Source organism: Nocardia veterana NBRC 100344 (genome assembly GCF_000308855.1).
Classification (GTDB): Bacteria; Actinomycetota; Actinomycetes; order Mycobacteriales; family Mycobacteriaceae; genus Nocardia; species Nocardia veterana.
The window spans coordinates 16065-28773 of the sequence record NZ_BAGM01000208.1; the positions used below are offsets into that span (position 1 = coordinate 16065).

Consider the following 12709-nt stretch of genomic DNA (forward strand, 5'->3'; position numbering starts at 1 on the left):
TCGCACCCTACGGCTCGACAAGTCCGGTGCGATAGGCGATGACGACCAACTGAGCCCGGTCCCGGGCGCCGAGTTTGGCCATGGCCCGGCTGACATGGGTGCGAGCGGTCGCCGGGCTGAGGAACAATTCGGCCCCGATCTCGGCGTTGCTCAAACCCCGGCCCACCAAAGCCAGCACTTCGCGCTCGCGTGCGGTGAGCACGGCGAGTCGGTCTTCGCCCGCCTTGTGCGCGGCCTGCCGGGTGGTGAACCGGGCGATGAGCCGTCGGGTGATGCGCGGCGCGAGCAGTGCCTCGCCCGCGGCGACCACCCGAATGCCGTGCAGCAGTTCGGCCGGGCCCGCATCCTTGAGCAGGAAACCGGCCGCACCGGCATGCAGCGCGTCGAACACGTGGGCATCGGTGTCGTAGGTGGTCAGGATGAGGATGCGAACGGCGCGTAATTCCGCGGCCGCGACGATCTCCCGGGTGGCCTGGATGCCGTCCGTCCCCGGCATACGGATATCCATCAGGACGACGTCGGGGACCAGATCGCGTGCCATTCGCACGGCTTCGGCGCCGGTCGCCGCCTCGCCGACCACCAGGATGTCGTCCTCGAGATCCAGCAGGAGGCGAAAGCCCGACCGGACCAATCGCTCGTCGTCGGCGAGCAGGACCCGGATCGGGGACCGCCCGGGCGCCGCGTCACCGGTGCTGCTCACGGCTCCACCGTTCGCGCGGCGGTCAACGGGAACCTGGCGCTGACCACGAAGCCGCCGTCCGGGCGCGGGCCGGCATGGAGGTCGCCGCCGAGGAGCCGGCACCGCTCCCGCATCCCGCGGATGCCGTGGCCCGAGGTCACCGCTTTCGCGAGCCCGTCCGGCCGGCTCGTGCCCGGCCCGGACCCCACGGTTTCCGGATCGGGCCGGTGGCCGTCGTCGGTCACGCGGATCTCCACGTCGGTGGTGCTGTAGTTCAGTTCGATCGCCACTCGCGTCGGCCCGGCATGCCGGACGACGTTCGTGATCGATTCCTGCAGGACCCGATAGATGGCGGTGCCGACGACGCTCGGCACCGGGGGAAGCGTCGCGGGCGGGACGAATCGGACCTCGAGCCCGGCGGCGGTCGCGGCCGTGGTGAGCTCACCGATCTGCTCGAGCCCGGGGTGCGGCGCTCGACCGTCGGTGTCGCCGCGGAGAACCCCGAGCACGGCCCGCATCTCCGTCAGTGCGCGGGAACTGGTCTCCTCGATGATTCGCAAGGTTTCGCGCGCCTGTTCCGGTCTTTTGTCGAGCACATGGGCGGTGACGCCGGACTGGACGTTGATCACGGCGATGGCGTGGGCGACGGTGTCGTGAACTTCACGCGCGATCCGGAGACGTTCCGCGTCGACCCGGGCTCGGGCCTCTTCCTCGCGGGTCCGCTCCGCGAGTTCGGCGCGCTCCAATGCTTGTGCGGCAATGAATTTCCGGGTGCGCACACTCTCCCCGAGGGCGGCACTCAGTACGGCCGCGCCGATCCGGAAGTACACCCAGCCGATCGCGGCCGGGGGCTCGACGTCGGCGGCGGCGGGTAGCCAGACCGCCGCCAGGACGGCGATGCCCGTCCCGGCCGTCAGCAACGACCGCCGACCGTCACCATGAGCGGTGACGGTGTAGAGCGCCACGAACAGGGCGAGCCATCCGGGGCCGTCGGGAAAGTCGAGGGCGTAGTACATCGCGCTGGTCGATGCGGTGACGACGAAGACCGCGACCGGCCGTCGGCGGCGCACGATCAGAACCGCCCCCGCGGTGATCAACAAGAGGTAGCCGAGCCCGCCGAAATCCGACAGCGGTCGCAGCACCTGGTCGGGCCGGCCGCTGTTGCGAACGATCACGCCTTGGACCTGCATCACGGTGACGAACGCTGCCAGCAGCACGTCCTGGAGCCAGGCGGGTGGGCGGCGCGGGGTGACGCGATCCGGCATGTGGCGATCATAGGAGGCCGATCCCGCCGGACCATCGGCCCGGACGCGACGCGAGATACGCCTCCGGACGTGTCAGGACCGCAACGGCCTACGCCGAACGTCGTATTCGGTGCCGCCTCCGGGCCGACGCCGAGCGGCTCGATCGGCGCGAGAATTCTCACTGTCGCCCTGCTCGGCGGGCCGGGACTCGTGCCTGCCCCTGCCGATTCGATCGTCCGGAAGGAATGCCCGATGACCACACTCCCTGTGCAGGCCGTATCTCTCGTCTCTCCGATCGTCGCGCTCGGGGGTTACGAAATCGGGGTCGGCCGAACGGTTCCCACCGCTGCCGTGGTCCTGGGCCTGATCAGTGTGGTCGCCGGCGCGGCAGCGGTGACTGCCCGGGTGCGTAGCGGAGGTCGGCGGGTGCGGGCCGGTGTGGCGCTGGTGCTCGGGCCGATCGGTGTCGTGGTCGGCGCCATCCACGCGGCGAATGCCGCGGGTGGCCTGGGCACCGGCAACGGGCTTGCGGGTGCGCTGTTCGCCGTGCTGCTCGGTCTGGTCGGCACGGCTCTCGGCGCCATCTCCCTCGCGCGATCGCGTCGGTTCGAATGAGGCGGCTCTCGACGTCGGCCGCGGCGCTCGTACTCGGCGCGCCGGTGACCGTGGTCGGGGCGGCCGTGGCGGCGATCGCCGGGTTCACTCGTGGTCGTGATGCCGGATGATGAATCCGTGACCCTGTCCTTCTGGTGGGCCCTGCTGCTGGGCATCGCGGCCGCGCTGGTGCTCGCCTGGTTTGCGCTGGTGACGGCGCTCGTCGTCGTGCGGCCGCGCGGGAATCTGCTGCGCGAGGCGGTGCGGATCCTGCCCGATACGCTGCGCCTGATCCGGCGGCTGGCGGCCGATCGAGATCTTCCTCGCGGGGTCCGCATCCGGCTGTGGCTGCTACTGGCCTACCTGGCGTCGCCGGTGGACCTGATCCCGGACTTCATCCCCGTGGTGGGGTATGCCGACGACGCGATCATCGTCACGGCCGTGCTGCGCAGTGTGGTGCGGGCCGCGGGGAGCCGGGCCGTCCGCGCGCAGTGGCCGGGCACCGACGACGGCTTCGCCGCGCTCGCCCGCCTCACCGGAATCGGACCCTGAAACCCCACTGCCGCAAGGCATTCGGTAACCGACGGAAAATGGATTGAGCCGGGTGGGCCCGCTGGCTACTGTCGCACCACATGAGTACCGACACGCAGGCGGCGAACTGGGTGGAGCTCAATCGCGCCAACTGGGACGAGCGGGTGCCGATTCACGCCGCCGGGGACTTCTACGATCTCGACGGATTCGTCGGCGGCGCCGAGCCGCTGCGGGATTTCGAGCTCGACGAAGTCGGCGATGTGCGCGGCAAACGCCTGGTGCACCTGCAGTGTCATATCGGCACCGACACGCTGGCGTGGGCGCGCCACGGCGCGACGGTCACCGGCGTGGATTTCTCCGAACCCGCGGTGCGTACCGCCGCCGAACTGGCCGCCCGTATCGGCGTCACCGACGCGCGGTTCGTCGCCGCGAATGTCTACGACGCGGCGACCGCGCTGGACGGGCACCGCTACGACATCGTCTACACCGGCGTCGGGGCTCTGGTCTGGTTACCGGATCTCGTGCGCTGGGCGTCGGTGGTGGCGGAGCTGGTCGCGCCGGGCGGGTTCGTCTTTCTGGCGGAATTCCATCCGTTCGGCGATATTCTCGCCGAGGCCGACGGCCGCACGGTGGCCTACGACTATTTCGATCGGACGCCGCTGGTATGGGAGGAGCCCGGCACCTACGCCGACCCGGACGCGAAGACCAGTGCGAACGTGACCGTGCAGTGGCAGCACGGGCTCGGCGAGATCGTCACCGCACTCGCCGGCGCCGGACTCCACATCGATTTCGTCCACGAACACGACTACACCCTGTATCCGCGCTTCGAGAACCTGACCGAGGACAACGGGCGGTATCGACTGCCCGCGGGACAGCCACGCGTACCCTTGCTGTTCTCGCTGCGGGCATCCAAGCCGAAGGAGGCGTGAATCACCCTGGCGCCGTGCGGGTTCCGCGACGCCTGCGGCCACCCGCGGCACCGCTCGGTGTTCCTCGCCGGGGCCGCCGTGCGGCACCTGCCGACGGCCGTCGGACAACCGTGCGGCGGCCCGCTCGGCCGCGCCGCGCGAACCGCGTCCACGCACCCGCGCGCTGTGCTTGAATACAGGTAGAACCTGTTTCAGTCGCGCAGCCGGACCGGTGATTCATATGGATGCGACACGTCCTGCCCTTCCGCGAGATTTCAACGTCACCGACCCGGATATGTGGGCCCGGCGAATACCGGCCGAGGAGTTGGCGGAGCTGCGCCGCGTCGCCCCGATCTGGTGGAACGCGAAGCCGCCCGGAAGCGACGGATTCCCGGACGACGGATTCTGGGTGGTGACCAGACATGCCGATGTGAAGGAGGTTTCGCGGCGCAGCGAGGTGTTCTCCAACGCCGAGAACACCGCCCTGCCGCGCTACGGTGTGCCGCTCACGCCCGAGCGGATGCAGATGCAGCGGCTGGTCCTGCTCAACCAGGACGCGCCACAACACACCAGGATGCGGAAACTGATCTCGAAGGGATTCACCCCGCGCGCCGTCAACGGACTCCGCGCGCAGTTGGCGGCGCGCGCCGAGGCCATCGTCGCCGCCGCCGGCGCCGCGGGTGCCGGGGATTTCGTCACCCAGGTCGCCTGCGAACTGCCGCTGCAGGCGATCGCGGACCTGATCGGCGTACCCCAGCAGGACCGGATGAAGATCTTCCGGTGGTCCAACGAGATGATCGGCTACGACGATCCGGAGTACGCCGGCGCCGATCCGATGGCCGCATCGGCCGAACTGTTGAGCTACGCGTGGCAGATGGCCGAGGCGCGAAAGGCCCACCCGGCCGACGACATCGTCACCGAACTCGTGCACGCCGATATCGACGGGGAGTCCCTGACCTCCGAGGAATTCGGCTTCTTCGTCATCCTGCTCGCTGTCGCGGGAAACGAAACCACTCGCAACGCCATCACACACGGCATGGTCGCCTTTCTCGACAATCCGGATCAGTGGGAACTCTTCAGATCCGAACGGCCCGCTACGACCGCCGACGAGATCATCCGGTGGGCCACCCCGGTGAGTACGTTCCAGCGAACCGCGCTCGCGGACACCGAACTCGGCGGTGTGCGGATCCGGAAGGGACAGCGGGTGCTGATCGTCTACCGCTCGGCGAACTTCGACGAGGAGGTCTTCGAGGATCCGTTCACCTTCGACATCACCCGCGACCCGAACCCGCACCTGGCATTCGGTGGCACGGGCGCGCACTTCTGTCTCGGCGCCAACCTGGCGAAGCTGGAGATCGACCTGATCTTCAACGCCGTCGCCGACCATTTACCCCACATCACCGGGCTGGGTGAGCCGCGGCGGTTGCGGTCGGGCTGGTTGAACGGCATCAAGGAATTTCCGGTCGGTTATCAGGGGAGCCGCGCGGGTGCGGTCGCACCGGGCCGGCCGAGGTAGGTCGATTCGAGTACCAGGTCCTTGACGAGCTTCTGATACTCGGCGTGCGTGCGATGTTCCCGGGTTCGCCAGTCCGCGCCCTCGTGGCGCCTCATGTACGCGCGATACTCCGGGGCGCCGGGATATTTGACATTGTCCGCCACGACGACCGATCCGGGATGCAGCCAGTTCCGGTCCAGCATGCGGCGAAGATCCGAAAGGTACTCGTCCTTCTCGTGGTCGAGAAAGGCGAAATCCACTGTGCCGTCGGTGAACCCGTACTCGTCACGCAAGGTGTCGAGGGTCTTTCCGCTGTCGCCCAGTGTCCCGACGACGACCACGATGCGCTCACCGATTCCGGCGTGATCCCAGATCCGCCGGGCGACCGCGGCATTCGCGGGATTGAACTCGATCGAGTACAGCACGGCGTCGGCGGGCATGACCCGTGCGATACGCAATGCGCTGTAACCGCAATAGGTTCCGAGTTCCAGCAGTCGGTGTGGGTGGGCGGCGGCGACCGCGCGGTCGAGAATCCGGCCTTTCTCGTCACCGACATTGATCAGGTAACTCTTGGTGTAGCAGAATTCGTCGATCGCCCTGATGACGTCGTCGATGTCGTTTCGGCGGGCGTGCGCGCAGACGTAGTCGGCCAGGGCTTGTTCACGTCCGTCGCCGACCTGCCAGGTGGCGCCCATATGCCGCAGACCGAACAAGAACCGCACGTAGGACCAGCGCAGGAACATCACGGGCTTGCCGGCACATTCGTTGGCGGCCACCGCGAGTGCGGTGGCCGCCACGGCGGCCAGCGCCGGGCGGGGTAGCGGCAGCCCGAAGACGCGCGGCCGGCGGGTGGTCAGCAGCATCGACGAGGCGACCGAGACCGTGGCTGCCGCGAAGGCGGCGGAATTCCTGCTCACCCGATCGTTCCTTCCGTGGTCCGCCGCTTCAGCTCGGCATCCAGGAGCGGCCCGATGACCGCGAGTGCCTCGGGGTTGGTCATCTGGGCGTGGCTGACCTCGACGCCGTATTCGGTGATGTGTCCGGAACAGTAGGGGCGCCACATCTCGGCGGTCAGGTCGCCGGTGATGCCCTGTCGCGCCGAAAAATACAGCAGATCGCCGTCGTACCCGGCCGGGCGGTAGCGGGCGGACAGGGCGACACACTCGACATAGCCCTGATGCAACCGCTCCAGCTGGTGCCGCGTCAGGCCACGGCCGGGCCCGGTGCTCTCGGCGAGCAGGGCGACCGCTTCGTCGAGGGTCAACGGACGCGTGTCGGGTGTGGCCGACTCGTTGCCCTGGAGATGGGTCACCAGATCGCGGACGGTCGGTGGTTGCGGTTCGGGCGCCCCCTCGGCGAAGACCACGCTGTCGAGCATGACGAGCAGACCCACGCTGTGCCCGCGGGCGCGCAGCGCGACGGCGAGCGCGTGCGCGAGCTGTCCTCCGAGCGACCAACCCAGCAGGTGGTACGGCCCTTCCGGGCGTACTCGCAGAAGTTCGTCCAGATACGACTCGGCGAGTTCCTCGACGGTGCGGGATCGCCATGCTTCCGCGGCGAGGGCGGGCGACTGCAGCCCGTACACGGGCCGGTCGGTGACATGATGCAGCAGACCCGCGTAGCACCATGACAGCGGGACCGCGGAATGCACGCAGATCAACGGTATTCCGGACCCGTGGCCGCGCAGCGGGAGGACGGTCTGCAGGGCCGCACTGCCCGCTATCGCACTGTCATCGGTTCCGGCGGCAGCGGACTCGACGGCGGCGGCCAAGGTCTGCACGGTGGGCGTGAACAGCATCGGGATCGTCACGGTGGCGCCGGTCCGCTCCGACAACCGTTGACACAGTTCGACTCCCAGCAGCGAGTTGCCGCCGAGCTCGAAGAAATTGTCGTCCAAGCCGACCCGCGTCTGCCCGGTGACTTCGGCGACGGTCTCCGCTACGGTCCGCTCGAGCGGGGAAGCCGGAGCACGGTAGGCCGGGCGCGCCAGCGTCCGGGGATCCGGCAGGGCGGATCGATCGGTCTTGCCGCTGCTCGGATTGATCGGTATCTCGGCCAGCGGCACCAATACCGCCGGAATCATCGCCGGCGGCAGCACCGTCCGTAACCGCGCCAGGACGGCGAAGCGATCGAAGTGCTCCCGATGTGCCGCGGCGGGAACGACATAGCCGATCAACCGATCACCGAGGTCCTCCGATGTCCACATCCGCACCACGGCCTGATCGACCGCGTCGTCGGCGGCCAGCGCGCGCTCGACCTCGGACGGTTCGATGCGCTGTCCACGCAGCGAGATCTGGACATCGCCCCGGCCGAGATATTCGAGCGTCCCGTCGGGCAGCTCGCGCACCACATCGCCGGTGCGATACATCCGCGTTCCCCGTGGCCCGTAAGGGTTCGCCACGAAACTCTGCGCGGTGATGCCGGGGCGACCCAGATAGCCACGCGCCAGGGCATCGCCGGCGAGATACAGTTCGCCGCGGGCGCCCCGCGCGGCCGGCCGCAGCCGCGTGTCCAGGACGAGAGTCTGCACGCCGGGCAGCCCCCGGCCGATCGTGATCGGCGAGTTAGGGTCGAGGGGCTCGGTTTGGGTCACCACGACGGTGGCCTCGGTGGGCCCGTAGGAGTTGAACATCGGGAGCCGGCCCGCCCAGCGTTCGGCCAGGGTGGGCGGGCATTTGTCGCCGCCGACGGTGACCGTTTGCAGTGCCGGCAGGCGGTCGGGGTCGAGCGTGGCCAGAATGGCCGGGGTGACCACCAGGTGGGTGACGGATTCTTCCTGCATCACCTGCGAAAGTCGCCGGCCTGCAACGATATCCGGTGCGAGGGCAACCAACCTCGCCCCCGGCGGGAACGCCGAGAGGTACTCGAGCATCGACGCATCGCAGAACGGGGAATGTGCTTGCAGCACGACGGACTCGCTGCTGATGCGGTTCCGGGTACGCAGATCGTCGGCCAGCGTCGCCAGCGCTTCGTGAGTGCTGAGCACCCCCTTGGGCTCGCCGGTCGAGCCGGAGGTGTAGATCAGGTAGGCCGGATGGGCGGCCCGCAGCGGTCGTATCCGGTCCGCATCGGTCACCTCGGTGGTCGGCCGTGCTGCTGCGGCGCGGCTGAATTCGTCGCTGTCGAGCAGCAACCAGTCGAGCGTCGTATTCGCCAGGGGAGTGCGCCATCGGGCGAGGGTGATCCCCAGCGCCGCCCCGGAATCGGCGATCAGCTTCGACACTCGCGCCGGCGGATCGGCGGGATTGACCGGGAAGAACACCGCGCCGGACCGGGCGACCGCCCACAGCGCCATCACCGATTCCACGGACCGGGACAATGCCACCGCGACAACGACTTCCGGCCCGGCACCGTGCGCGATCAGCTCCCGCGCCCACTGCGCGGTGGTTTCGTCGAGTTCGCGGTAGGTCACCGATCGGTCCGGCCCGCTCAGCGCGACCCGATCGCCGGCACCGATTCCGCCCGCGAGCAGCTCCGGCAGCAACCGCTGGCGCTGCCGCGGCTGTGGCGCGGCGATCGGGTGGGCCCCGGCGACGGCCGCGAACACCGGTTCCGCATCGCCGGCCCACAGGAAGCGGGACAGGCAGTCCAGGAACTGCCGGTGGTACCCCGCCACTTCGTCTGCCCGGTACAGCTCCGGATTGGCATGGAAGTCGACGACGAACGGCTCGTCGCCGAATCGGTAGCAGCTGATCGCCAGATCCTCCACGGGACCGGCCGACAACAGTTGGGTGCGGCCGCGAACCGCGCCGAAGTCGATGCCGTCGGGCAGGCTGAGGACGTTGATCAGCGGCCCGTAGCCGTGGCGGCCGGCCTGCCCGACCCCGTGGTCGCGAAGCAGGTCCTCGTGCCGGTACAGCTGGTGGCGCAGTGCGCCGATCATATTCAACCGGACCTGTCGCACCAGATCACCGACCGTGCTTTCGGCCACCCCCCGCGTCCGCAACGGCACCACGTTCGACACCATCCCCGCCGACCGGCGCAGCGCCCCGGTGGTGCGGCCGGCGACGGGTAGCGACACCGTGACATCCCGGTCGCCGGTCATCTGCGCCAGAAAGGCGGTGACCGCCGCGACCAGTACCTCGGCCATCCCGGTGCCGTAGCGGCGGGCGACGGCATCGAGCCGTGCCATCACCTGCTCGTCGACGGTCGCGTGCGCGACATGGGGCCGCGCCGACGGCGCCGCGTATCGCTCGCTGAGCCGCGTCACATGGTCGAGGCCGGCGAGCTGCTCGCCCCAGTACTCGCGGTCGGCGGCGAACCGCGCCGACGACCGATACCGCTGCTCGGCCGCCACGATCTCGGCCAGCGGCACCGCCCGGCACGGGGCCGCGGGCCGGTCTTCGATTGCGGCGGAATGCAATTCGGCCGTCCGCTGCAAGACCTGAGCTGCGCCGAAACCGTCGACGGCGATGTGGTGGCTGCGCGCGTAGCAGCGATAGCGGCGCGGGCCGAGGGTGAACAGCACCGTTCGCGTGACGTCGGCTCCGGTCAGGTCGATGCCTCCGTGATGGTCGCGGCTCATCCACTCGTCGGCGGCGCGCTCGGGGTCGGGCTGATCACTCAGGTCGACGCACTCGAATCCGGTGTCGATATCGGGGTCGAGGTATTGCCGCGGCCGGCCGCCGACAACGGCGAATCGCACATGGGGCGACTGCAATTCGCGTGCGGCCCGGCGGGCGCACTGCTGGAGCAGGCCCAGATCGAGATCGCCCTGCACATCGGTGTACTGGGAGATGGCGAACGGAACCGTCGGATGCAATTGCTGCGCCAGCCACAGTTCGGACTGCGCCACCGACAATTCGAAGAAGTCCGCGGGCGGAATCGAAACGTCGGTGCGACGTTCGATAGTCGACAGGTCTACCACCGCAATTCCTCACTTCTCGACGGCGACGAGGTCGGCGAATTCGATCGCCTCGACGGTGCGGTCCGGCGGCGTCACGAGCCGATCCGCGTCCGAAGAAAGTTCTTTACTTCCGTCATCATCCGGCCGATCGAATCGGCGACGAAAAGGACCGGCTGGCAAATACTGTCGTCGATATCGCTGGCGAGGATGTCCGCTATCCGGAACTCCCGCAGATCCGCCGTCACGAAGGATTCCATCTCGGTCACCGAGGACAGGATCGCGGCGCCGTACGCGCGGGGCCGGCCCTGCTCGGCGACCACGCCGACCTCGAGGGTGAACCAGAACAGCCGTGCGATCGCCATCCTCGCCTCGTCGGCGGTGGCCTCGTTGGCGGCCCGTCCGAAACAGCGATACAGTTCTGCGAATTCCGGATCGGCGAGGATCACGGCATGTCCGACCAGTTCGTGGATGACGTCGGGATCCGGCGAGAACGCCTGCTCCGTCACCGGCCGCACATCCGGGGTGGCGTGCAGGATGCCGTCGGCCATCGGGCCGTAGAACAGCCGGCCGGGTTGGCTTCCGATGGCCGGTGCGAGCCGGAAACCGGTCAGCGAGACGAGCGTGCGGGAGACCTCGCCCAATTGCGGAACCCGGTCGGCGGGAAGCCGGACGAGGCGAGCGGCGTGGCGGTAGTCGGCGCAAGCGAGCTGCTCGTGCATGCTGCGAAGCGTCGCGAACACCCGCGACCAGAGGGCGTTTTCGGCACTGCTGTAGGCGAATTCGGGCACCGGCTGCCCAGGGCGGCAGGCGCGGGCGACGCGCTCACGCTCGGACCGAAGGTCGAGACCAACCGTCATCGCTATCTATCCTCTCCTCGAATTGCCTAGGTCATGCAGGTCATCACCACTCGGAATCGGCCGGCGCTGACAGTGGATCCGCTCTGTGTGCGCGAGTACCCTCGCCGAATTTCTGCAAACAACGTCGCAGGGTCGGCGAGGGTGGCATCGAAGCTGTTTTCTCGCAACATATTCGACGGACGATTCACCGAAAAGCCGACGCTACGCGGAAGTGTCCGAAATGTACGGAACCGGATCTCCGGCGAGCTCGGGATTCGCTGTCCGGCAGGTGGTTTTCGGGGCGAAATATCCATACGTCCTGCGTCGAGGGTCAGGCGCCGAGCGCGGCCGCGAACATCGGCCACGAATCGTGCAGCGCGTCTTGCCAATATCCCCACGCGTGGGTTCCGGTCGGCCGGAAGACGACCTGTGCCGGCACCCCGGCGGCCTGCAACGCCGTCGCGAGTCGAGCCGTGCACCCGTTCACCACCGACTCGAACCCGCCGCCGATGACGATCCGATCGGCCAGCGCGACCGGATTGCCGGCGACATCGCGATCGGCCATCGTCTCGTGCGGGCCGGGCAGGCCGGTTCCCGTGGACACGTAGACCTGCGTGCCACGCAAGCTGTCCGCGTGCAGGGTCGGATCATTGGCGGCCCACTCCGGATCCGCCGGCGGACCCCACATGTTGACCGGGTTCGCCCCGTAGCGCGCCACCATCATCGCCACGTACGCCTGCGCCACCGGGTCGCTGGTCTGCGCACATCCGCTGTAGGAGCCCACGGCCCGGTACACCCCGGGCGCACGCACGGCCAGGCTCAACACCGACAGCGCCGACATCGACAATCCGGCGATCGCATTGCGTCCGGTCGTGCCGAACGTCGCATCGATGACCGGCGGCAGCTCCCTGGTCAGGAAGGTTGCCCATTTATTGCGGCCCAAGGCCGGATCGTCGCGCTCCCAGTCCGTGTAGTAGCTCGCGCGACCTGCCAGCACCAGCACGACATTCACGTTCTTGTCGGCGAAGAAGGCTGCCGCATCCGTGCGATCGAGCCACCCGGACCCGGTTTCCCCACCCTCGACACCGTCGAGCAGATACAGCGTGGGCCGGGGTGAGGAGGTGTCCGCGGGCCGCAACACACGCACCGGGACGAACCGGTCCATCGCCGGGGAATACACGTTCAGGCCGACCTGCGCGGCCACCGGTGCGACCGGATCGGCCGCGGCGGTAGCGGCGCCCACGGCCGTCGCCGAAAGGAGCGAGACGACCACCGCGGCCAGCCACCGCGCACCTCTCCCGGACAGGTTCGGCATCGACCACTCCGATCTTCTCAGACCAGCAACGGTAGTCAGTCAAGCTACTACAAGGTCGAGGGCAATTCTGGATTTGCCGCCACATTGCCGAACAGGCGTCGGCCGCCGAGTCGTCGGGCTCGGCGGCCGTGAACGGTCGGCCGGTGCGGCCGGCCTCGGCGACGGGATCAGGCTTGGCCGGTGTCGATGTGGGAAATTCGGCCGCCGGAATCGACCGTGAAGCTCCACCGGGTCCGCCTCGTTCCGCCAGGTGTCGTTGCG

The 12709-nt window shown here is 68.7% G+C and carries 10 protein-coding genes; 4 read left to right on the forward strand and 6 right to left on the reverse strand.

All coding sequences use genetic code 11. The features are described from left to right. Positions 1–7: 7 nt before the first annotated feature. Together ON37_RS29520 and ON37_RS29525 are read right to left on the reverse strand one after the other, a co-directional pair. Positions 8–700 carry a response regulator gene (locus tag ON37_RS29520; RefSeq protein WP_040724176.1) on the reverse strand — a complete coding sequence of 231 codons (693 nt, stop codon included), beginning with the start codon at positions 698–700 and terminating at the stop codon, positions 8–10. Then, positions 697–1944 carry a sensor histidine kinase gene (locus ON37_RS29525; RefSeq protein WP_040724177.1) on the reverse strand — a complete coding sequence of 416 codons (1248 nt, stop codon included), beginning with the start codon at positions 1942–1944 and terminating at the stop codon, positions 697–699. Before ON37_RS29525 ends, ON37_RS29520 begins: the two co-directional genes overlap by 4 nt. Before the next feature lie 231 nt (positions 1945–2175). On the opposite strand from ON37_RS29525, the gene ON37_RS29530 reads away from it, so the two are divergent. The 4 genes from ON37_RS29530 (at position 2176) to ON37_RS29545 (ending at position 5472) form a co-directional block, all read left to right on the forward strand. Further along, the gene (locus tag ON37_RS29530; protein ID WP_040724178.1) at positions 2176–2538 is read left to right on the forward strand and encodes a DUF6223 family protein; all 363 of its coding nucleotides are present in this window, start codon (positions 2176–2178) and stop codon (positions 2536–2538) included. 99 nt (positions 2539–2637) lie between these two features. Then, on the forward strand, positions 2638–3069 hold the full coding sequence (locus tag ON37_RS29535; RefSeq protein WP_210742026.1) for a YkvA family protein: 432 nt from the start codon (positions 2638–2640) through the stop codon (positions 3067–3069). 80 nt (positions 3070–3149) lie between these two features. Further along, positions 3150–3977: a class I SAM-dependent methyltransferase gene (locus ON37_RS29540; protein ID WP_040724179.1), complete on the forward strand. Its 828-nt coding sequence runs from the start codon at positions 3150–3152 to the stop codon at positions 3975–3977. 220 nt (positions 3978–4197) lie between these two features. Then, complete coding sequence (locus ON37_RS29545; RefSeq protein WP_051032290.1) at positions 4198–5472, forward strand: cytochrome P450; 1275 nt, start codon at positions 4198–4200, stop codon at positions 5470–5472. Here the strand turns inward: ON37_RS29545 and ON37_RS29550 are convergent. From ON37_RS29550 to ON37_RS29565, 4 genes are all read right to left on the reverse strand, one after another. After that, positions 5427–6194 carry an O-methyltransferase gene (locus tag ON37_RS29550; RefSeq protein ID WP_051032302.1) on the reverse strand — a complete coding sequence of 256 codons (768 nt, stop codon included), beginning with the start codon at positions 6192–6194 and terminating at the stop codon, positions 5427–5429. The genes ON37_RS29545 and ON37_RS29550 overlap by 46 nt on opposite strands. Before the next feature lie 170 nt (positions 6195–6364). Further along, positions 6365–10318 carry a non-ribosomal peptide synthetase gene (locus tag ON37_RS29555; RefSeq protein ID WP_245553568.1) on the reverse strand — a complete coding sequence of 1318 codons (3954 nt, stop codon included), beginning with the start codon at positions 10316–10318 and terminating at the stop codon, positions 6365–6367. A 71-nt stretch (positions 10319–10389) separates the two neighbouring features. Further along, complete coding sequence (locus ON37_RS29560) at positions 10390–11154, reverse strand: amino acid hydroxylase (protein WP_040724181.1); 765 nt, start codon at positions 11152–11154, stop codon at positions 10390–10392. 310 nt (positions 11155–11464) lie between these two features. Next, on the reverse strand, positions 11465–12448 hold the full coding sequence (locus ON37_RS29565) for an alpha/beta hydrolase (protein ID WP_040724182.1): 984 nt from the start codon (positions 12446–12448) through the stop codon (positions 11465–11467). Between the last annotated feature and the right edge of the window lie 261 nt (positions 12449–12709).

What these genes read in the sequence shown, in the direction of transcription:
- ON37_RS29525 (WP_040724177.1), bottom strand. Translation starts at nt 1,944, where the DNA reads ATGCCGGATCGCGTCACCCCGCGCCGCCCACCCGCCTGGCTCCAGGAC.
- ON37_RS29530 (WP_040724178.1), top strand. Translation starts at nt 2,176, where the DNA reads ATGACCACACTCCCTGTGCAGGCCGTATCTCTCGTCTCTCCGATCGTC.
- ON37_RS29535 (WP_210742026.1), top strand. Translation starts at nt 2,638, where the DNA reads ATGCCGGATGATGAATCCGTGACCCTGTCCTTCTGGTGGGCCCTGCTG.
- ON37_RS29540 (WP_040724179.1), top strand. Translation starts at nt 3,150, where the DNA reads ATGAGTACCGACACGCAGGCGGCGAACTGGGTGGAGCTCAATCGCGCC.
- ON37_RS29545 (WP_051032290.1), top strand. Translation starts at nt 4,198, where the DNA reads ATGGATGCGACACGTCCTGCCCTTCCGCGAGATTTCAACGTCACCGAC.
- ON37_RS29550 (WP_051032302.1), bottom strand. Translation starts at nt 6,194, where the DNA reads ATGTTCCTGCGCTGGTCCTACGTGCGGTTCTTGTTCGGTCTGCGGCAT.
- ON37_RS29560 (WP_040724181.1), bottom strand. Translation starts at nt 11,154, where the DNA reads ATGACGGTTGGTCTCGACCTTCGGTCCGAGCGTGAGCGCGTCGCCCGC.
- ON37_RS29565 (WP_040724182.1), bottom strand. Translation starts at nt 12,448, where the DNA reads ATGCCGAACCTGTCCGGGAGAGGTGCGCGGTGGCTGGCCGCGGTGGTC.